Here is a 21,236-nt window from a genome sequence, read left to right on the forward strand (position 1 = left end):
CTGGAGAAATTCTGATGCAACATGAATGGCTCATAGGTTTTATCGGAGGTTTGATGATTGGCACTGCGGCCTTGATCTTTCTGGTGGTCAACGGTCGCATTATGGGCGTCAGTGGTCTTATTGGCGGTCTTATTGATCGTTCTGGTTGGGGAAATGGCCGGGAGCGAATCGTTTTCCTGTTCGGCCTGTTCATGGTTCCGGTGCTCTGGGTCCGCTTTATTGCCCCGGTCGAAACTCACGTCACCAACAACCTCAGCCTGATCATCATCGCCGGCCTCTTGGTCGGTATCGGTAGTCGTCTGGCCAATGGCTGTACTTCCGGACATGGTGTCTGCGGGATCTCGCGCTTTTCCATACGCAGTATTTTCGCAACGGCAGTTTATTTAATGAGCGGGGTCATCGCCATTTCTATTTTCCGGCAACTTTTGGGGGTGATTTAATGTTACGACTGATCAGCGCCTTGTTTGCAGGATCTCTTTTTGGCCTGGGATTGATTGTTTCTGATATGCTCAATGCCGATCGGGTCCAGGGCTGGCTGGATGTTCTGGGTAATTGGGATCCGACCCTCGCCTTTGTTCTCGGGGGTGCCATTCTGCCCATGCTCCTCGCATGGCCCTTAAGCGCCCGTCGAGGCAAAGCCCTGCTGGGCAACGTCCTGCCTGGACCAGCCTCGGTTCGTATTGATAGGGAGCTATTTTTCGGCGCTGCCTTATTTGGTGCCGGATGGGCACTTGTCGGTCTTTGTCCCGGACCGGCCGTAGCTGGATTGGGCCTGAACGGAATCAGTGGCATCGTATTTTTCCTGACTATGATAATGGGAATGTCTCTCACCCCGTATTTGCGGCGACGCTTTCAAAAGCCTGCCATGGCTTGAGTACCTAGGCCGGAATTTCGCAGACCTTCCCGATTTTAAACGCGGGAAGGTTTTTTGCGTTTTTTGGTATGCCTGTTTATACTTTGAATCAATTAGAATATTCTTACCATTGAGCGTATATGAATAAAGCCCTCAGGCTATGGGTACTCTCATTTTTAGGCCTGGCTATCACACTGTCATTGTCGCCGGCTGCGGCTAGCCCCGATACCCAGCCCATGATTGCATCGGGACTGTGGCGGATAGTATCGATCATCCAGGGGCCTTGGCAGCAGCAGAGTAAGATGACTCAATATGAATGTTGGAACGCCCAAACAGGCAGCCTGCAGGCCTTTCTCCCAAGCATTGGAAATAGCCGGAATCTGGAGACCGACAATGCCGTCATCAACTCTCCACACCGTACCACGGTGCATCTCCACAGTTTTCAAAATCTCCCCAACGGTACGGCAACACAAAATATCACCATGATTTTCAGTGACAATCGTAGTGTCCTGCACCGCGCCATCATGTCGGGTTCCGGCAGACTGACTTTTTCCTCCTCTCCTGAACTCGGCGATCACTTCACTCAACAAGGTCGCTGGATATCAGCAACTTGCCCGGTAAAACTTCCTGAAGCGAACCTGCAGCAACTACAGAAACCGGTCATACCTGCCCTGCAAAAACTGGATGCGCTCGCAAAACAGTTACAAGCCGGGGATCCTGATCCAACCCACCAGTAAATATATTTTAAACAATTTAAAATCAATTAATTGCGAATTATAAAAAGACTGCACCGGGTCATCGGGATGGAGAATTTTCCTGCTTCGTTCGCTATTGTTAACTTGACAACAGCGACTGCAAACGCTTTAATTTGCTGCTCTTGGCGCTTTAGCTCAGTCGGTTAGAGCAGCGGAATCATAATCCGCGTGTCCGGGGTTCGAATCCCTGAAGCGCCACCAAATATTACAAAGGCTTAGACCTCGGTCTGAGCTTTTTTCTTATCTTGTTACATTTTACTGTAATCATCCTTTTGATTTTATGGGCGTTATCCACTGAGTTGCTAGTTATATAACCCATAGAAATTACCATGAAAATCGTGTATAGTTTTCAAGAGAAAACTAGATGTTGCTTCCATGCTTCGAATTTTTATTCGCTGTGTCCAATGGATATTAGCCTATGAAATCCCCTGAAACCAAAATGACAGCTTCAGATGAGTCAGTTTCGAGTATGACTTCCTTTCCAACTTCAAAACGCTTTTTTTTGGTACTGATCAGCCCCGACAAGCCGGGCCAGCTTCCAGAAAACGTAATTCATGTCACAGACCAGACCGCTGTAGTTGAAGGGAATATCAATCTATTCGGCTTCTTGTTACAGGGGCTTTCTGAAGCTGAACAAAACAAGGCCGTTTCGCATATCCGTCAGTCTCAGTACTGGGTCCATCCTGTATATACAGATAACACCAACAACAAGAATCCTCTGTTAGATGGTCATAAAACACTTGTTGAAGCGATGAGTTCTGCACAGCAAATGCAAGAATTACTTATAAGCCTCAAGCTTGACCCGCAAGCCCTGCAGACTGATGAAAAAATAATGCTCTACCAATATATTCGTGAGCAGTCTGAGCTTCGACCGGTACTCGATCGAAACAGCAAGCGACTGTACCGATATCCTGTGATAGACGTTCTTTCAAAAACAGAAGAATTAGCAGACATCGTACTAATCGATCTACTCAAAAGGCAAACACTAATTCCAAGAACATTGCTGGATCGAACCAGAGAATGCCCGCATTGCGGAAGCGCACACCCGCACTTTATTGATGTTTGCCCACAATGCGAAAGTATAGAAATTCACAAAACAGCAGCTCTACACTGTTTTACTTGCGGGCATGTCGGTCCGGAAACAGACTTTCAGTCACCCAGTGGAATGCTTTGTCCTCAATGTAACACCAGACTCCGACACATCGGTGTAGACTATGATCGGCCACTGACTCAATACGCGTGTCAAAGTTGCCATCATATATTTATCGAGCCTAAGATCAGAGCGAATTGCTTGGATTGTGGATCAGAAAATCTTCCTGAACAACTGATTCCCCATGATATATCGACCCTAGTACTATCAGTACAAGGCCGGATGCTACTTCGCTCAGGAGCCTCAAACGAAAGCTTCACCAATGTGAAGACTTCAAACTATGTAGTAGGTGCTTATTTTCGCCAAACAATCGCATGGTCACTCAGCATCCAAGAACGCCATCCAGATATAGGCTTTGGGCTTGTACTTTTTAACATTCAAAACGCTCAAGAAATCATGGAACAGATTGGAGCATTGCGTGCATATGCATTATTTGATGAAATATCATTGAGAATTAGTGAATTGCAACGAGATTCTGACCTGGCAACTCGGTTTGGTGAATATGGATTATGGATATTTTTACCTATGTCATCAGCAGAAGGCTTTGCGAATAGGCTTAAAGGCATATTATCTACGTTAAATATACCCCAACAATCAAATATTCAGGCGGAAATACATTCACTACAATGTCCACAAGATATCATACCTAAGACTACGGTAAATGATGTTATGGCAAAACTCAGCAAAAAAGTACAAAAGCATGTGGGCTGAAGCGGTATGGACATTTATGCGATTGATGGATACAACGAAGCACGGTTCCGCACTGAATCTCGCATTAAAGTTTTTTCCGTTCGCTATCATACTTGAACTTCCACTGTACCTACTTGTATTAATTGGAATAATTCGTTACACTCTGGCTAAGACTCGCCCAGTATTATGGCGTGAAAAATATCCTTCTGTATCATGCACAATCACTTGCTACTCAGAAGGAAGAGATGTTATAAAAACCATTCTTTCTCTCGCATATCAAGAATATCCTGGATTCATTCAAATAATTCCTGTTATTGATGGCGCACTGCAAAATGCTAACACTCTAAGCGCAGCCCTTAGTTGCATACAAGAGGTAAACAAATTACCAAATAGACACCTACAGGTGATACCGAAGTGGCAACGAGGTGGACGCGTATCGTCTCTGAATACAGGCCTGATGTTTGCCACCGGGGAAATAATAATGGCTTTAGACGGCGATACTTCTTTTGATAATGATATGATACAAAATGCTACGCAGCATTTTGACGATCCGAATGTGATTGGTGTAGCTGGTTGTTTACGTGTACGCAACAGAGATAAATCACTGACAACCATATTTCAAAATATCGAATACATGCTTTCCATCGCAGCGGGAAAAACTGGACTTTCCGAATTCAATGTAGTCAATAATATATCTGGCGCTTTTGGAGTTTTTCGCACATCTTTTATTCGAATAACTGGAGGTTGGGATGCTGGTACTGCGGAAGATCTGGATATGACTCTGCGAATTAAGCAGCACTTTGGACGGCATAGCCGTTTAAGAATAGTTTTCGATCCGATGGCTATAGGCCACACGGATGTACCAGTGACTTTTAAAGATTTCATCAAACAGCGATGGCGATGGGACGGTGATCTTTTTTATATTTTTATACGAAAATACCGTTACAATATTCGTCCAAAACTATTAGGCTGGAAGAATTTCTTTTTTATCTTATACTCCGGATTAATCCAGCAGATATTAATGCCCTTCATAATCACTTTTTATACTGTAGCACTTTTCATATTATTTGATACAGGGGTAATAGTAGGCCTTCTCATGTTTATATACTGCGTATACCTTATTGCACTATTAATACTATTCATTTTTTACATCATTGGGATATCAGAACGCATTAGTCAAGATATAAAATACTTACCATTTTTATTATTATATCCATTTTTTGCATTCATTACCAGAGTCAACAGTGCATTTGCAATCATCCAAGAAATATTTATCGGTACTCATTATGATTCTGCCATGGCACCATGGTGGGTATTACGTAAAACAAAATTCTAACATGAAAACACTGCCAATTAGATTAATTATGATGTGGCTCCTGGTAATCTGCACTCCAGCTTCTGCCGAAGTAACAGTGGATGATCTTGTTCATTGGGCAAACTATTCGGCTATTGATAATCAGCTTGCCAAAGCAGACATAGACGTTTTGCAACAGCAATTAAAAATTGACCAAGCCAATCAAGGTTTAAATCTTTTTTTGGGATCAGGTTTTGGAAATAACCGTGCGGTAATTTCTAATACATCCACTCTCACATATCAGTCTGCAAATATGCAATTAGGATTGACTCTACCATTATTGGGCTCCGCAGAGAAACTAGAAAAGAAGGTAATGAACACTGAACTTTCACTTAAACTAGCTCAGATAAATCACAAGAGAATTGAGGGGGACGTTTTAAATCTTCTTTTTACTGCTAATGCACAACTATATTACGCCGAAGAGCGAATTCAATTTGACAATTCATTTTTGTCAAGGAAGGATAACGCAAAAAAAATTCTTTCCTATAGATTAAAAGAGCATTACTTACTTAAATCAAGGCAACTAGATTTTGATTCAATGTTCGACATTGCAAAGAGGGAACTGATCAAAAACGAAGCCGAAAAAAGTGAGGCCATGTTAGTTTTGCAGGAACTCACTGAAAAAACCCTCACCACTTATCAGCCACAAGCCCCGACTGTTTCTCCTCCAACAGATCTTGAAAAGGTGCTTTCAAGTGCCGCTCAAAGTGCTGCTTCCGTGAAAAGTGCTGAGGCTGTACTAGCTGCCTCAGAAAATTCTGCTGAAAAGCTAAATTGGGAAGGGATAAATGGAAACCTTATACTTTCACAATCACTCACAAAAGGCATTGGTGTACCTTCAGGCTTTGCTACGACCATTGGTGTACAAGTCGATATGCCTATAGATATCCTGCATGAACGTTCTGTAATTCATCGCGAGAAAGCTGCATTGATCGATCAGGCGCAGTTATCTTTAAGAAAAGCTCAACTAAAAGCAAATCAGGATACACAAATAGCCTTAAATAACGTACAAAAAAGTGACATGGATACAATAGCGTCATGGCGACAATTGGAAGCCGCATTTTCAGCTTGGCAGATAGCCCATCTTCGCGCTCAGGCAATTCCTGATGATGCCATAGAGAAAGACTTAAAAAAAACTTACTTGCTCTATCAAGCAGCAATAAACTACAGCTATAGTCAAGAATTATTAGCAAAAAACATTATTCATGCTGAAAATTTCGAGGGAAAGTTATCTGCAAATAAACTAATAGACAAAGAACAATCAGAAACGTCCAATATTCAACTAGAAAACATACAAAATAATAATGTAAACAGCGCGCTTAATTCACTGAAACATAATTGGAAAAAAGTAGTCCAAGCTGCCCTATATCTTGGTCACAAGCCAATTAAAACCATAAGCAATAGAAGTGCTAAAATTTATGGATGGTACACTTGGAACGCTGCAGATTTTATTCGTGAGTGGCACAATAATGAAAAATTTCTATACCAAACAAGACGGGTTGAATTATCTTTTACTCCCTCGCAGATGCAAACTATTATGGAGCTACATAAATTACCAGGACTGGCAAATTTTTTGGAAAAAGCCAAAGATATGGGAATTACTGTGAATTGGTTGATTGGTGAGCCTGATTTAGTTACAGCAAATGGACGCAGAAAATTAATGCAATGGTTACCGGCAATTTATGCACTTGGTTTCGATGGTGTAGACCTTGATGTTGAACGCAGTCAACTTCCGAAGAATAAACAAAATATCTGGAAATCTGGGATTATCAAAACTATAGCTGTGATTCACAGTGAAACTGGACGACCTATCACTTTGACTATTAATTATAAAGAATTCAAAAATAAAAATCTAATCAATCAGTTGATAGGAGCAGGACTTAGTAATGCTGCGATAATGATTTATATAAGCAATCCGAATCGTGTTAAACAGATTGTGATACCAATACTACAAAAATATTCAAATTTGTCTATCAGTATCGTGCAAAGTATTGAACCCGGTCTTCCAGCGGTTGAAAGTCTATATCCACAGGGACAAAGTGCTGCGATGACTCATTGGCAAAACTTATCACGTTCACTTAATGCATTCCCAAACTTTGACGGCATAGATATACAATCATGGGAAGATTTTTACAAAGCAAAACCATGACTGAAACAGCTTCGCGAAGCTTCACTTCGATGAGGATAACCCTTTGAAAATCAGTTTTGATACGCCACCTGCAACTCCCGATTCTAGTAACGATCTATCGGTGCGGTATGCAGCTTCTAGGCGTCATGTACCACGTTGGCGATGGTATCTTATTGTGCTCGCCGTGCTAGCCCTACCAGTATACTACGGTATTCAGTTTATCCACGATTTACTGGTCGTGAGCGCTCCAGGTTTTGTGCAAATGCAGCAAGTCACTATCACTGCAGGTACCGCTGGGCATGTTTTATTTGTTTTAACTAGTGGAGCAACCGTAAAGAGCGGAGAAGCCTTATGCCGTATCCAACCCTATGAACAGAATGATACGATTGCAGCTTCCAGAAGCAATAGAATTTCCAAAAGTGCTCTACGATCCTTGCAGACAGCGCTGAATCTGCAGGCAAGAGTGGTTGTTATACGGCAGAACAAAGTTAAGGCCTTAAAAAAACTTTTGGATGAGGGTGCAGCTACGACAGCGGACCTTACTGAGGCTCAAGAGCAACTTTTATCCGCTGAATCATCGGCTGATCAATCCAAAGCAGCTTTGGAGCGATTGGCTGCGCAAACTTCTGTCCTTCCACAGGTCACGGAGGCATCCAGGGCACCTTTTGCTGGACAGGTTATCCGTCCACTTGTCTATCCAGGCCAATGGGTGTCCCATGATACCCCAATATTGACTCTACTTAGCCATAGTCAGCCATGGATCGAGGCATTTCTTAGCCCAAAAGACATACGCTATGCACATCCTGGCACACCTGCAACCATTATTTTTAGTAATGGACAACATATTCCGGGTGTCGTTATGAGTGTTTCAGCTGAAGCGAGTAGATTGCCCCCTCAGTTTTCTGTGTTTTCCTCGACGCGAGGAAATACATTACGGATAAAACTCCGTCTTAAGTACCCATTACAATTGCATGATGTTGTGAAGGATATGCCCGTAAAGGTAAATTTTCAGGCTTGGCCATAAGTTAAAATTCGGGAGAATGGATGGATACGCTCAGCATAGAGCCTACAATAATGCTTGTTATTGGTGGTGCCGGCTTCATCGGCTCCCACACGGTTGAACTTCTGCTTTCTGAAGGTTATCACGTCCGTGTTCTGGATAATCTCTCCACCGGGAAAAGGGATAACTTACCCGTAAGCCATGAACGCCTGGATTTTATATTGGGCGACATGACTGATCGCACACTACTGCATAGCGCCTGTGAAGGGGTGACCCACATATTACATCTCGCCGCCCAGGTTTCCGTCATCAGAAGTCAGGAGGATCCTGTTTTTTCCTGTCAGCAGAATATTCTGGCTTATGTTGGTGTTCTCGAAGAGGCGCGGAAACACCATGCGCGCTTTGTGTACGCCTCTTCGGCAGCCGTGTATGGCAACCCCACAAAACTGCCTCTGAATGAAGATGAACCAGCTTTGCCAATTTCTCCTTATGGAATGGAAAAATATACGAACGAGTTATATGCAGACCTCTATGGCCGTACGCATCAACTTTCGCATTTAGGCCTACGTTATTTTAATGTTTATGGCCCCCGGCAGGATCCCCAATCCCCCTATAGCGGGGTGATTTCCCGTTTTGTGGCCCAGGCGCTATCCCGGCAGGCACTGACCATCCGTGGTGATGGCAACCAGGAACGCGATTTCATTCATGTAAAAGATGTTGCTCAGGCCAACGTGGCGGCTCTAACAGGAAAGGTGCAGGGAAGCATTAACATTGCCCGAGGAGAAGCGACTACCATTCTCAATCTGGCAAAAACCATCCAAGAACTTGTCAATGCGCCATCCCGTATTGAATGGGTTCCACCCGTAGAAGGAGACATCCTCTGTTCCATTGCGGATAACGAGCAAATGCGCAAGGACTTATGCCAACCGTCCTGGTCTCTATCTGAAGGTATTCAGGATTTATTGCTGGCCAGGGTTATCTGACATACGCAGTGCTGGGTGCCATGCGCGCCCTGAGCCTAATTTCACGAGCCCAAAAAAAAAGCGCCGCAATTGCGGCGCCCTGGGCGATGATCATCCGCTAGGGATTAGATCTCGCGCACGTCCTCAGCCTGCATGCCTTTGGGGCCGCGAACACTGTTGAACGATACACGTGCGCCTTCTGCCAGGGTCTTGAAGCCGCTGCCCTGAATGGCGGAGTGATGTACGAATACATCTTCTTTGCCATCTTCAGGAGTAATGAAACCGAAACCTTTACTATCGTTGAACCACTTTACTGTACCTGTTGCCATTTGATGCACTTCCTATTGCGTAAATTCGGACCACGTGTCCATGAGCGAGCATAGGGACTATTCTTGAGACATGCAAGGCATTTCGCAAAAATTTCGCGCCAAATCATTCAATGTTGACGAAAACAGGGATTCTGACTAAGGTTAGAACCAACCGTCCGGTATGTAGCAGATGCAAAACGAGGAGGTCACCATGCAAGTGGGTTTCGTAGGACTGGGGCAGATGGGCTCGGGAATGGCAGCCAGACTGCTCACTTCCGGAGTAAGTCTGAAGGTATTTAACCGCACTCCCGAGAAAATACAGGCGCTTGTTGATCAGGGCGCAAAAGCCGCCAGTAGCCTTCAGGATCTTGCCGATGCCGATGTGGTATTCACCATGCTCGCCGATGATCCAGCCGTAACATCCCTGGTTCTGGAGGAAAACGGCCTGATAACGCATTTGCGGACAGGGGCCGTGCATGTGTCCTGCAGCACCATCAGTGTCAACCTTTCAGCGCAGCTGGCCGCAGCCCATGCCCGAGCCGGGCAGGAATATCTGGCCGCCCCGGTTTTCGGAAGGCCCGATGCGGCGGCTGCCGGCAAGCTGTTCCTGGCCTTGGCAGGAAAGCCGGAGATCATCTCCCGCCTGCAAAACCTTTTTGATGTGATGGGTCAACGTAGTTTTGTGGTGGCAGATGCGCCGGAAAAGGCCAATCTGGTCAAACTCAGTGGTAATTTTTTGATAGCTTCGGTCATTGAGTCGCTGGGTGAAGCCATGGCACTGGTGGAAAAAGGGGGAGTAGACCGCCATGCCTATCTGGATTTGCTGACCTCCAGCCTGTTCAATGTGCCCCTCTACAAAAATTATGGCGCACTGATTGCCGACCGGAAATTTACGCCGCCAGGATTTGCCGCGCCGCTGGGCCAGAAAGATATGCGTCTGGTTCTGGCAGCAGCGGAACATCTGGATGTTCCGCTGCCTCTTGCAAGCCTCCTGCGTGATCGCTTTATTCGTCTCGCTGCCGAAGGCGGCACCACCCGTGACTGGTCTGCCGTAGGGGCATTGGCCGCGCAGGATGCCGGTCTTCTGCCCTGAATATCGGTGATGCTTCACAAGGAGAAAACCATGTCTGAACTGAAATTTCGTCCTTATCATCAACCAGCAGGAGGCTGGGGAGCACTTCGTGCTTCCATGCAGAGCCTGCGCCAGCAAGGTATTCTCTCGGAAGGTACAGCCCTGCTGCTGAAGTCCAATCAGGCCGAAGGTTTTGATTGTCCGGGCTGCGCCTGGCCTGATCCCGATGCCCACTCCACCTTTGAATTTTGTGAAAACGGCGTCAAGGCGGTTGCTGCCGAAGCCACCAGCAAACGCGTAACAGCGGATTTTTTTGCCCGGCATTCCGTGAGCTGGCTTGCCCAGCAAAGTGATTATGATCTGGAAGAATTCGGCCGCCTGACCGAACCGATGATCTATGATGCCGCCAGCGACCATTATCAACCCGTTTCCTGGGAGCAGGCATTTGCCCAGATAGCCCATCACCTGCAGGTGCTCGACTCCCCCCACCAGGCTATTTTTTATACGTCCGGCAGAACTTCCAACGAAGCTGCTTTTCTCTATCAGCTTTTTGTCCGTGAGTTTGGTACCAACAACATGCCGGACTGCTCCAACATGTGTCACGAACCTACCAGTCTCGGAATGCCTGAGTCTATTGGTATTGGCAAAGGTACCGTCACCCTGGAAGACTTTGACCACGCCGATACACTGCTCCTCTTTGGCCATAATCCCGGCACCAATCACCCGCGCATGCTCGGCACCTTGCGAGATGCGGCCAAACGTGGCTGCCGGATTCTGGTTTTCAATCCGCTTCGGGAACGTGGCCTGCAGCGTTTTGTTAACCCTCAGGATCCCGGCGAGATGCTCACCAATCATGGGACCGAAATCGCTACCCATTACTATCAGCCCCGCATTGGCGGCGACTATGCCATTGCCCTCGGCATAGTGCGTTATCTGTTGGAGCAAGGCTCTCTGGATGAGGATTTTATTGATACGCATACTGAGGGTTTCACTGCTCTGAAAAAAATTACCCTGGATACCCCCTGGGCAGAAATTGAGTCGGAAAGCGGTCTCAGCCATGCCGATTTTATGGAAATCGGTAAAATTTATGATTCGGGCAAAGCCAGTATCATCACCTGGGGCATGGGCATCACCCAACACAAGCATGCCGTGGCTACCATTCAGATGCTGGTCAATGTGCTTCTCCTCAAAGGGAATATCGGTAAGCCCGGAGCGGGAGCCTGCCCCATTCGCGGACACAGTAATGTTCAGGGTGATCGCACCATGGGGATATGGGAACGTCCCGCTGCCGATTTTCTGGATCGTCTGGGCAAGGAGTTTGGTTTTGAGCCGCCCCGAGAACCCGGCCATGACGTCATTGCCAGCATTGCCGCTCTGGAAAAAGGTGAGGCCAAGGTGTTTTTCGGGATGGGGGGCAATTTTGCCAACGCCACCCCGGATACCCGGCGCGTGCATGAAGCCTTGCGCCATTGTGAACTGACCGTGCATGTAACCACCAAACTCAATCGCTCTCATGTGGTCCACGGAAAAAACGCCCTGATTCTTCCTTGTCTGGGTCGAACAGAAATAGACATTCAAAATGGTCAGCCCCAGGGCATTACCGTTGAGGATTCCATGAGCATGGTGCACATTTCCCAGGGAATGCGGGCACCGGCATCGTCCCAACTGAAATCCGAATGTGCCATTATCGCCGAACTGGCTGAAGCCACCTTGCCCGACAGCAAAACCCCATGGCGCGCACTGATAGAGGATTACGACCGGATTCGCGATCGCATCTCACGGGTAGTTGCAGGTTTTGAGGACTTCAATGCCCGGGTCCATCAACCCAGAGGGTTTCATCTCGATCTGCCGCCACGCTCCCGGCGCTGGACGACCCCATCGGGCAAGGCTCAGTTTATTGCCCAGCCATTGCATCACATCACCGAAGACCGCTTTATTCCCAAAAGTTCTGAGCGGGTTTTCAATCTCATGACGATTCGTAGCCATGATCAATACAACACCACCATTTATGGTTACGAAGATCGCTACCGGGGAGTATCGGGTGCCCGCAATATTTGCTTCATGCATCCTGAAGACATGGCTGAATTGGGTTTTATCGAAAATACGCTGGTGGATATTATTTCGCACTGGACTGACGGCGAGCGCGTTGCCCGGAGTTTTCGCCTGCTACCCTATGATATTCCCCGCTCCTGTGTGGCTGGCTACTATCCCGAGCTGAATGTACTGGTGCCTCTGTCCAGTCATGCAGACCGGGCCAACACCCCGACTTCCAAATCCATTCGGGTGACCTTTCACGCGGTGAGCAAGCGTGACGTCTGAGTCTGCTCCAGAATCGGCCACGGAAGATCTGGTCATCGCCCTGCTGCAGGCACTGTGTCATGAACCGGTCATTTCTCTGGCGAAAATAGGCAAACAGATGAATTTGCGGCGGAGCCAACTGGAACGTCTGTTGTTACTGCTTGGTGAAAATGAAAGCTGGGGTGGTATGGGATATCTGACCCAAAGCGAACAACGTGGTCGCACCGTGATCCTTCTTACTCAAAAAGGAAAGGATTTATGCGCATCAATGGCGAATTAGGTGCGGGCATCGGCTGGTCGGCAGCAACCCTGCTGACGGGAAAGGGATTACCGGTTGCCCACCAGGAAGCGGTCCTTGAAGAACGCGCAGTCTCCATTGTCCTCAATGGTCAGGCTTACGCAGTGATGATGGTGACGCCGGAACACCTGGATGATTTCTTTATGGGTTTTTTGTGGAGCGAAGCCATTATTCACGACCCTGAGGAAATTATCACCTGGGAGTGGGTGACCGAAAATGGTGCCTGGGCCGTTTACCTCCAGCTCACGGCAGCAGCAGCAGAACGCGCGCAACACAAGCGTCGCCAAGTCCTTGGCGGAAGTGCCTGCGGCTTGTGCGGGACGCCGCTCCTGGCCGGGCTCATTCCTTTTGCGCCACTGGAGAGCAGCTTTTGCTGCAACCCGGTCTCCATCCGTACTCTCATGCTACAGATGCAGGAGCAACAGGCGCTGAATCACAGTACCGGCACGGCCCATGCCGCCATTCTCGGCTATCGCCGGGATTATCTGGTGCGCGAAGATATTGGTCGCCATAATGCCGTGGACAAGGGTATTGGTGCGGCCATTCAGCAAGGACTGATGCCCGGCGAAGTCAATGTGCTGGGGATTTCCTCGCGTCTTAGTTTTGAAATTGTGCTCAAGGCCATTGGCTTTGGCATTCCGGTGATTGCAGCCATTTCCGGAGTCAGCAGTCTCGCCATCGAGCTGGCTGAAAGCCACGGAGTAACCCTGATTGGTTACGCCCGCGACGATCGCATGACTTTGTATGCTCATTCCGAACGTATCCAGAAGGATTGGATGCCCGCACTTTCCCCGCTTTGTGATTAGCGGTTAAGCTGTTTTTTGTTCGCCAACTTTCAGGAGATCACCTTATGGATGTACGTGCCGCTGTCGCCTATGGCGCCAATCAACCCCTCGTCGTCGAGACTGTGCAGCTGGATGGTCCACGCGCCGGGGAAGTGCTGGTGGAAATCAAGGCGACCGGGGTTTGCCATACCGATGCCTACACACTTTCCGGCATGGATCCGGAAGGACTGTTTCCTACCATTCTTGGTCATGAAGGTGCAGGCGTGGTGGTTGAAGTGGGCGCGGGCGTGCGCTCTCTGAAACCCGGAGATCATGTTATTCCCCTTTATACCCCGGAGTGCCGGGAATGCGAATATTGCCTGAGTGGTAAAACCAATTTATGTCAGGCCATTCGTGAAACTCAGGGTAAAGGCTTGATGCCTGATGGCAGCAGCCGTTTTTCCAGTCAGGGCAAGCCTCTATACCATTACATGGGAACCAGCACTTTCGCGCAATACACCGTGCTCCCGGAAATTGCCCTGGCCAAAATTCGCGAGGATGCACCCTTTGACAAGGTTTGCTATATCGGCTGCGGCGTAACTACGGGTATTGGCGCGGTGATTTATACGGCCAAGGTGCGCCCTGGCGACAAGGTGGTGGTTTTTGGTTTGGGTGGTATTGGCCTCAATGTCGTGCAGGGTGCCCGCCTGGCGGGAGCCGACATGATCATCGGCGTGGATATCAATCCCTCCAAAAAAGCTTTGGCCGAAGAATTCGGGATGACGCATTTCGTCAATCCCAAAGAGGTAGAAGAGGATCTGGTCCCTTATCTGGTCAGCCTCACCAAAGGCGGAGCAGACTACAGCTTTGAATGCATTGGTAACACCACATTGATGCGTCAGGCTCTGGAATGTTGCCACAAGGGCTGGGGAACCAGCATTATCATTGGCGTCGCCGGGGCTGGCCAGGAAATCAGCACGCGCCCCTTCCAGCTGGTGACTGGACGTAACTGGCGCGGCTCTGCTTTTGGCGGCGCCAAAGGTCGTACGGACGTGCCCAAAATTGTCGACTGGTATATGGAAGGTAAAATCCGGATTGATGAGATGATCACTCATACCCTGCCACTGGAATCCATCAATACCGCCTTTGATTTGATGCACGAAGGTAAATCCATCCGCACCGTGCTGACTTTCTGAGGTATTTCATGCCCGCTCAAGAACTGGAGATCCTCGAATCGCATGCCTGCTTTGGCGGGCGCATGGCGCGCTATGAACATCCATCCCGGCACTGTCAGGGACCCATGCGTTTTGCGATTTTTATCCCCCCGCATCAACCAGGGGAAAAGCTTCCGGTGCTGACTTTTCTTGCCGGACTGACCTGCAGCGAAGAAACTTTCATGATCAAGGCGGGAGCTCAGCGCTATGCGGCAGAACTGGGCCTTATCCTGGTAGCCCCCGATACCAGCCCCCGTAATACCGGAATTGCAGGAGAAAATGATGACTGGGACTTCGGCAGCGGTGCCGGATTTTATCTGGACGCGACGCAAGCCCCCTGGCAGGCTCACTACCAGATGTTTTCCTATGTAACCGAAGAACTTCCCGCCCTCATTGCCCGGAATTTTCCCATGAGCGCAGGCGTCCAGGGCATTTGCGGGCACTCCATGGGTGGTCACGGGGCTCTGGTCTGCGGATTACGACGACCCGGGCAGTATCAGTCCCTGTCGGCCTTCGCCCCGGTATCCGCCCCCAGTCAGACGCCCTGGGGACAAAAAGCCTTCAGTCGCTACCTCGGTGACGATACCCGGCAATGGCTGGCTTATGACAGTCTGGAACTCCTCAAAAGTTCGGGCCAACAGCACCCACCCATCCTGATAGATCAGGGACGTGCCGATCCCTTTCTGGAGGCAGAGCTGAAAACCGAATATCTGGAGACTCTGAATGACCCGCAAATCATCCTGCGCTGGCATGAAACCTATGATCACAGCTATTTTTTCATCAGCAGCTTCATCGGAGAACATCTGAATTTCCATGCCCGCCATCTGGGCGCTGTACCCAGATCACCTGCTCATGACTGATTTCCGGGACCCGCACAACGGGCCTAGTCTCTACCAAGCAGAGCCTTTAGCCGATGGCTGACAGCCGGGGGCATGCGTTGGGTGCAGCCATGTTGGGGATGCTGTTGGACGGCTATGACCTCAGCATCATGGCGGTGGTTCTGCTGCCGCTGAGCAGCGCCTGGCATCTGCAGGCTACGGAAACCGGCATTCTTATGGCCATGGCCCTGCTCGGCTCCCTGATCGGCGGATTATTCGGTGGATTTTTCACGGATCGTTTTGGTCGCCGCCGACTGCTTTTCCCCAACATTTTTCTGTATGTACTGGGAGCCTTGATCAGTGCTTTCAGTCCGGATACCGCAGCGCTTTTCGCGGGCCGATTTATTACCGGTCTCGCCATTGGCCTCGACTACCCACTGGTGGCCACCATCGTTGCCGAATACAGCCAGTCGGCGCAGCGCGGAAATCGCTTTGCCCGGGTCAATCTGGCCTGGTATGTAGGCGCATTGCTCTCCACCCTGGTCGGCTGGGCACTGCTATCCACCGGACCCGACTCCTGGCGCTGGATGCTGGGCAGCGCCATCGTCCCCGCCCTGGCCTTGCTCTGGCTGCGTCGTGGCCTGCCGGAATCACCGCGCTGGCTGGTGCGCAAAGGGCAGCATCAGCAGGCGGAGGAAGCCCTGGCGCAGCTACAGCCAGCTTATTCGCCAGCGCAGCGGCAGGCGGAACTCGAAAGTTTTCAGATTCAGCGTCAATCGTGGCGTATTCTGCTCCGTAAAGCCTGGTTACGACGCCTTTTTCTCAGCGTTTTCCCCTGGTTTTGTCTGGACGTGGTCGGCCTCGGGATTGGTCTCTATTTCCCCATGGTACTGCGTGATAATGGTCTGGCCAGCAGTAATGCCGCTGCTGCAGCCATCAATGCGGCTTTTCTGATTATTTCGGCCCTCGGGATCGTTTTCATTGTCTCCCGTCTGGATCGCTGGGGGCGCATTCCCCTGCAAAGTGCGGGTTTTGCTCTGATGTCCCTGGGACTGGCCGTATTCGCGCTCTGCTCCTGGAACCATTGGATTATGGGCGTATATCTGGCCGCTGCCGTATATTCTTTCGGGGTGGGCATTGGTCCCGGCGTCACCGTATTTGCTCTGGCAGTGGAAATCTTCCCCACTGAATTGCGGGCCAGCGCCGCTGGTCTGGCAACGGCCCTGTCGCGGCTGGGGGCCTTCTTTTCCGCCGTACTGTTTCCGATTTTTGAAAAAAGCTGGGGGATTCCTCTGGTGCTGGTATTTATGTCAGTTGTTGCCCTGCTCGGCTTGCTGGCCACCCTGATTTATGGCGTGGAATCACGTATGAAAAGCCTGGAAGAACTGGAAAACCTGGCCGCTAAAAACTGAAGCTACTCAAAACTCCAGGTGCGGACGATACGCAAAGGCGTCGGCGGGGATTGCCACAGAGCCGGTAAGGCTGCAAAAGGTGACGCAGCACGAATAAGGGTTTCCACCGCTTCCACCAGGGCAACATTGCGTGAGCCCTGCAACATGCAAATTTCCAATAAATGTCCATTTGGAGCAATGGTTACTGCCACGACCACCCGTCCTTGCGGCAGCGGCCCATGCCCCGGCGCAAACAGCTTTTTCTGGGCGAGCGCCATGATGCGTCCTTCCCAGTTTTTCAGATAGAAGTTATAGGCAGCCTGGCGCTCTGCTGAAGAAACAGCTGGCATCGCTTTATGCGTCACGGCGTCCACATCCGCCTGGGGACGCGACACGCGCGGCTCTATCGGGGCACTGATCCGGGGCTGATGAAAAGTGGGAGTCAGGGAAATTTCCACTAACGAGGTAACCGGATTTTTTTTGGCCAGGGGTGCGGCCAGGCCCAATAACAGATACATCCAGACCAGCAAATTGACAAACAACGAAAACAACAGCCAGGGAAACAACTGGTCCATGTCACTGGCGCGCAACCGGAAAATCCGGCCAATGGCGATAATACCTACCGCACCATACCAGCGCAGCCGAAATAACCCATCTTCAAGTAGGCTCTCAGATTTTTTCTGGCGCACATTCCGGCCAGGACGCGCTGAGGACGCTTTTACTCCAGCCATTCCGCCGCATCCAGGGCGTAATAAGTAATAATGGCGTCTGCCCCGGCGCGCTTCATGCCCAGTAAAGATTCCAGCACACTGCGCTGCAAATCCAGCCATCCCGCCCGCGCGGCTGCCTGCAACATGCTGTATTCTCCCGACACCTGATAAGTCAGCACCGGCAGATCACAGCGCTCGCGCAAATCCCGCACCAGATCCAGATATGGCATGGCAGGCTTGACCATGACCATGTCGCAACCTTCGGCAATATCCAGATCCAGTTCGCGGAAAGCTTCGCGGCGATTGCCTGGATCCATCTGATAGCCGCGACGATCGCCAAACTGGGGGGCACTATCGGCTGCATCCCGGAACGGCCCGTAATAGGCGCTGGCATACTTGACCGCGTAGGACAAAATGCTGACCTCGGAATGACCGGCAGCATCCAGCGCCTCACGGATGGCCGTCACCATGCCATCCACCATGCCCGATGGTGCCACCACATGCACACCCGCCTCGGCATAGGAAAGTGCCTGACGCTGCAGGTTTTCCAGGGTCGCATTATCGTCCCGATCCCCTTCGGCATTGAGAATACCGCAATGGCCATGATCGGTGTATTCACAAAAACAGGCGTCTGCTATGACCAGCAGATCGGGGTAGGCAGCGCGGATTGCGCGGGTGGCCTTTTGCACCAACCCCTCACTCTCCCAGGAGGCAGAGCCACAGGCATCCTTGCAGCCTTCAGCAATAACACCAAACAACAAAACCGCCGAAATACCCCGGGAGACCGCTTCTCTGCAAAGCTTCAGGGCTGAATCAATACTATGGCGGAATACCCCGGGCATGGAAACAATATCGCTGTGGATCCCTTCACCTTCCACCAGGAAAATGGGCAGGATGAAATCCGCTGGAGTCAGCTGATTTTCCTGCAGCATGGCGCGCATGGCCGGATGGCGGCGCAAGCGTCGGGGCGAATGTCGTAAGGAAAGACTATTTCTAGACATCGGCAACTTGCTCCCGGCTTTTTGCCCAGACTTCCAGAGCCGCCATAATCCCTTCGGTACTGGCTTCTTCAGCTACCCAGGGGTCCGGTAAACCCACCGCAGTAATGGCTTCTGCGGTAAGCGGGCTGATGGCAATCAGGGGGGTATTTTTCAACCAGCGCTGGCCGAGCCCGCCAATCATTTGATAAAAGTTATTGAAAATTTCAGGACTGGTCAGGGTAACAGCATCCAGTTCACCACGGGCCCAGGCGTGCAGGAGAGGGGTTGGATTGGCACCCGGCAGGGTGCGGCGATAACACAGGACCTTGTCCACTTGCGCGCCGCGTTCGCGCAACACCTTTTCCAGCAATTCACGACCCTGATCGCCGACAAAGAGGGCGACGTGGCGGTCTTGCATTTCCGCCAGTTCAGCACTGTTGAGCAACCCCTCAGAGCTGAATTTTTTGGGCACCAGATCCACTTGCAGGCCAAATTCCCGAAGGGCCTTGGCAGTTTCTCTCCCCACCGCCGCAACGCGCGGCCCCTGGGGCCAGATTAAATTCCGGCTTTGCAGACGACTCAGGGCAAAAGCTACCGCATTGCGGCTGGTAAAAATCACCCAGTCGAATGTATCAAGCTGGTGCAGGGCATCATCCAGAGACTGCCAGTTTTCCGGTGCTTCAATTTGTACTGCCGGAAACAGAATCGGCCGCGCAGCAACCGCTTTCAGCGCTTCCACCAGATCTCCTGCCTGCTCGCGGGGACGGGTAACCACCACCCCTTTGTTCTGTAGTAATCCACTACTCATCATGTCTGAATTTCCTTGATAATTGCGGCAGCACCCTGGGCCAGTAACTGGTCAGCCACCTCCCGGCCCAGCGCCACCGGATCCGTACCATTGGCTTCTGCCCGCAGCAGGCGGGAACCATCTGGACTAGCTACTAACCCACGCAGGAGCAGCTTTTGTTCCTGCCATTGTGCCAGCGCGGCAACCGGCAAGCGACAATCTCCACCCAGAATCCGGTTCATGCTGCGCTCCGCCAACACACACTGCCAGGTAGGCTGATCCATCAAGGGCTGTAATAACTCCCTCGTTGCTATATCGTCTGTGCGGATTTCAATGCCTACCGCGCCCTGCCCCACTGCAGGCAAGGACTGCTCAACGGGAATAGCGTAGGTAATCCGTTCATGAAGCTGCAGACGCTTCAGCCCCGCCACAGCCAGGATAATCGCCGAATATTGACCTTCGTCCAGCTTGCGCAGCCGGGTAGCTACATTACCCCGTAAATCATCCACCTGTACTTGCGGATATTTTTGCAATAATTGTGCGCGGCGCCGCAAGCTGGAACTCCCCACTCTGGCGTCCGGCGCAAGTTCCTCCGGATGGTGGACCGTGTTACTGACGAAGGCATCACGGACATCCTCCCGCGCCATGATGGCCGCAATTTCCAGGCCCTCCGGCTGCAGGGCCGGCACATCCTTCATGGAATGCACGGCAATATCCACCTGGCGCGCCAGTAACGCTTCTTCTATTTCCTTGACGAACAGCCCTTTGCCGCCCAGAGAATGCAAGGGCGCGTCCAACAGCACGTCCCCACTGGTACTCATGCGGATGATTTCCACCTGAACATCCGGATGGGCGGCATGCAGGGCATCCCGGACATGCTCAGCCTGCCAGACAGCGAGAGGACTGGCGCGGGTACCAATTCGAATCAGCGGCATCATGGCGGGATAATCATCCTGGAATAACACAAAAAAGCAGGAGCTAGACCCCTTGGCAGGGCAACTTTTCCCGTCAAGGATAATGATGTTTGAGCAAAGCAGCAAATAACATTGAAATACTCTTTAACTACAAGATACAATCGCTGCAAATTTAACAGGAGCTCGAAAACATGCGTCACCATCAAATCTGGATAGCCGTTGCAATGACTGGTGCCCTGGCACTGACGGGCTGCGCCCATAATGTAGGTAGTGGTAAACCCAGCACTGTGGGTGCTGTGGCCCCTGTCAATTCCGCTGCCACCGCAGGTTACAATGGCGAAGGCGTCAATGGCCAGGATCTGAATGCCAATGGCCCCATCGGCGGCGGCAACAGCGGCCTGACGGCGGCTGAACTGGCTGCCCTGCCGCAGCAATTGCGTGTGCATTTCGGCTTCAACAGTGAAAACATGGATGCCCATGCCCAGCAGATTGCCACCCAGAATGCCCAGTTCATGGTCAATCATCCCCATGTCAAGGTCCGCCTGGAAGGCAATACCGATGACCGGGGTACTCAGGAATACAATCTGGCCCTCGGCGAACGCCGCGCGGAAACCGTGAAGCAGTTCCTGGAAGCTCAGGGAGTCAATGCCGCGCGCATCAGCACCGTGAGCTTCGGCAAGGATAACCCCCTCTGCACTACCAACGATGCCGAGTGCTGGGCAAAAAACCGCCGCGTTGATTTTGTGTATAGTGGTGGCTACAACGGCTAAACAGCCAAGGAGTATATGTT

At 50.5% G+C, this 21,236-nt stretch carries 21 protein-coding genes and 1 tRNA gene; 17 read left to right on the forward strand and 5 right to left on the reverse strand.

The features are described from left to right. Positions 1-14: 14 nt before the first annotated feature. The 9 genes from BLW97_RS13945 to BLW97_RS13985 all read left to right on the forward strand — a co-directional run bounded on the left by BLW97_RS13945 (position 15) and on the right by BLW97_RS13985 (position 8,913). Positions 15-440 carry a YeeE/YedE family protein gene (locus BLW97_RS13945; protein ID WP_010642802.1) on the forward strand — a complete coding sequence of 142 codons (426 nt, stop codon included), beginning with the start codon at positions 15-17 and terminating at the stop codon, positions 438-440. After that, the gene (locus tag BLW97_RS13950; RefSeq protein ID WP_075323473.1) at positions 440-874 is read left to right on the forward strand and encodes a DUF6691 family protein; all 435 of its coding nucleotides are present in this window, start codon (positions 440-442) and stop codon (positions 872-874) included. Before BLW97_RS13945 ends, BLW97_RS13950 begins: the two co-directional genes overlap by 1 nt. A gap of 119 nt (positions 875-993) precedes the next feature. Continuing rightward, the gene (locus tag BLW97_RS13955; RefSeq protein ID WP_031573890.1) at positions 994-1,590 is read left to right on the forward strand and encodes a hypothetical protein; all 597 of its coding nucleotides are present in this window, start codon (positions 994-996) and stop codon (positions 1,588-1,590) included. Between the two features lie 142 nt (positions 1,591-1,732). After that, a tRNA-Met gene (locus BLW97_RS13960) sits at positions 1,733-1,809 on the forward strand. Positions 1,810-2,026: 217 nt separating this feature from the next. Then, complete coding sequence (locus tag BLW97_RS13965; protein ID WP_075323474.1) at positions 2,027-3,469, forward strand: TackOD1 domain-containing metal-binding protein; 1,443 nt, start codon at positions 2,027-2,029, stop codon at positions 3,467-3,469. Further along, a complete protein-coding gene (locus tag BLW97_RS13970; protein ID WP_075323475.1) occupies positions 3,459-4,784 on the forward strand; it encodes a glycosyltransferase family 2 protein in 1,326 nt (441 codons plus the stop codon). The genes BLW97_RS13965 and BLW97_RS13970 overlap by 11 nt, the downstream gene beginning before the upstream one ends. A gap of 1 nt (position 4,785) precedes the next feature. Beyond that, positions 4,786-6,951, forward strand: a complete 2,166-nt coding sequence (locus BLW97_RS13975) for a TolC family protein (RefSeq protein ID WP_075323476.1) — start codon at positions 4,786-4,788, stop codon at positions 6,949-6,951. 43 nt (positions 6,952-6,994) lie between these two features. After that, positions 6,995-7,954: an HlyD family secretion protein gene (locus tag BLW97_RS13980; RefSeq protein ID WP_143214893.1), complete on the forward strand. Its 960-nt coding sequence runs from the start codon at positions 6,995-6,997 to the stop codon at positions 7,952-7,954. A gap of 20 nt (positions 7,955-7,974) precedes the next feature. Next, positions 7,975-8,913 (forward strand): NAD-dependent epimerase/dehydratase family protein, encoded by a 939-nt coding sequence (locus BLW97_RS13985; protein ID WP_075323478.1) that lies wholly within the window; start codon positions 7,975-7,977, stop codon positions 8,911-8,913. Positions 8,914-9,017: 104 nt separating this feature from the next. Here BLW97_RS13985 and BLW97_RS13990 read toward each other — a convergent pair whose 3' ends face one another. Beyond that, positions 9,018-9,221, reverse strand: a complete 204-nt coding sequence (locus BLW97_RS13990; protein ID WP_010642828.1) for a cold-shock protein — start codon at positions 9,219-9,221, stop codon at positions 9,018-9,020. A gap of 190 nt (positions 9,222-9,411) precedes the next feature. Between BLW97_RS13990 and BLW97_RS13995 the strand changes: the two genes are divergently transcribed. The 7 genes from BLW97_RS13995 to BLW97_RS14025 are packed head-to-tail and all read left to right on the forward strand — an operon-like array spanning position 9,412 to position 17,076. Then, positions 9,412-10,293: an NAD(P)-dependent oxidoreductase gene (locus BLW97_RS13995; protein ID WP_075323479.1), complete on the forward strand. Its 882-nt coding sequence runs from the start codon at positions 9,412-9,414 to the stop codon at positions 10,291-10,293. Positions 10,294-10,323: 30 nt separating this feature from the next. Further along, positions 10,324-12,591 (forward strand): FdhF/YdeP family oxidoreductase, encoded by a 2,268-nt coding sequence (locus BLW97_RS14000; protein WP_031573573.1) that lies wholly within the window; start codon positions 10,324-10,326, stop codon positions 12,589-12,591. Further along, positions 12,581-12,850, forward strand: a complete 270-nt coding sequence (locus BLW97_RS14005; protein WP_031573570.1) for a hypothetical protein — start codon at positions 12,581-12,583, stop codon at positions 12,848-12,850. Before BLW97_RS14000 ends, BLW97_RS14005 begins: the two co-directional genes overlap by 11 nt. After that, on the forward strand, positions 12,829-13,674 hold the full coding sequence (gene fdhD / locus BLW97_RS14010) for a formate dehydrogenase accessory sulfurtransferase FdhD (protein ID WP_065974765.1): 846 nt from the start codon (positions 12,829-12,831) through the stop codon (positions 13,672-13,674). Before BLW97_RS14005 ends, fdhD begins: the two co-directional genes overlap by 22 nt. A 44-nt stretch (positions 13,675-13,718) precedes the next feature. Then, entirely contained in the window at positions 13,719-14,828 is a 1,110-nt protein-coding gene (locus tag BLW97_RS14015; protein WP_010641071.1) for an S-(hydroxymethyl)glutathione dehydrogenase/class III alcohol dehydrogenase, read from the forward strand. 8 nt (positions 14,829-14,836) lie between these two features. Continuing rightward, positions 14,837-15,706: an S-formylglutathione hydrolase gene (fghA, locus tag BLW97_RS14020; protein ID WP_065974766.1), complete on the forward strand. Its 870-nt coding sequence runs from the start codon at positions 14,837-14,839 to the stop codon at positions 15,704-15,706. 53 nt (positions 15,707-15,759) lie between these two features. Then, entirely contained in the window at positions 15,760-17,076 is a 1,317-nt protein-coding gene (locus tag BLW97_RS14025; protein WP_065974767.1) for an MFS transporter, read from the forward strand. A 2-nt stretch (positions 17,077-17,078) separates the two neighbouring features. On the opposite strand, the gene BLW97_RS14030 is transcribed toward BLW97_RS14025, so the two are convergent. From BLW97_RS14030 to hemC, 4 genes are read right to left on the reverse strand one after another with little or no spacing between them, the layout of a single operon-like run. After that, positions 17,079-17,786, reverse strand: coding sequence for an energy transducer TonB family protein (locus tag BLW97_RS14030; RefSeq protein WP_075323480.1), 708 nt, complete (start codon positions 17,784-17,786; stop codon positions 17,079-17,081). Beyond that, positions 17,774-18,766, reverse strand: coding sequence for a porphobilinogen synthase (gene hemB / locus BLW97_RS14035; RefSeq protein ID WP_075323481.1), 993 nt, complete (start codon positions 18,764-18,766; stop codon positions 17,774-17,776). Before hemB ends, BLW97_RS14030 begins: the two co-directional genes overlap by 13 nt. Then, entirely contained in the window at positions 18,759-19,556 is a 798-nt protein-coding gene (locus BLW97_RS14040) for a uroporphyrinogen-III synthase (RefSeq protein WP_242947816.1), read from the reverse strand. Before BLW97_RS14040 ends, hemB begins: the two co-directional genes overlap by 8 nt. After that, on the reverse strand, positions 19,553-20,470 hold the full coding sequence (hemC, locus tag BLW97_RS14045; protein ID WP_075323687.1) for a hydroxymethylbilane synthase: 918 nt from the start codon (positions 20,468-20,470) through the stop codon (positions 19,553-19,555). Before hemC ends, BLW97_RS14040 begins: the two co-directional genes overlap by 4 nt. A gap of 167 nt (positions 20,471-20,637) precedes the next feature. Between hemC and pal the strand changes: the two genes are divergently transcribed. Beyond that, a complete protein-coding gene (gene pal, locus BLW97_RS14050; protein ID WP_024893153.1) occupies positions 20,638-21,216 on the forward strand; it encodes a peptidoglycan-associated lipoprotein Pal in 579 nt (192 codons plus the stop codon). The last annotated feature ends 20 nt before the right edge of the window (positions 21,217-21,236 follow it).

This window comes from Acidithiobacillus albertensis (assembly GCF_001931655.1).
In the GTDB taxonomy this organism is placed as follows: domain Bacteria; phylum Pseudomonadota; class Gammaproteobacteria; order Acidithiobacillales; family Acidithiobacillaceae; genus Acidithiobacillus; species Acidithiobacillus thiooxidans.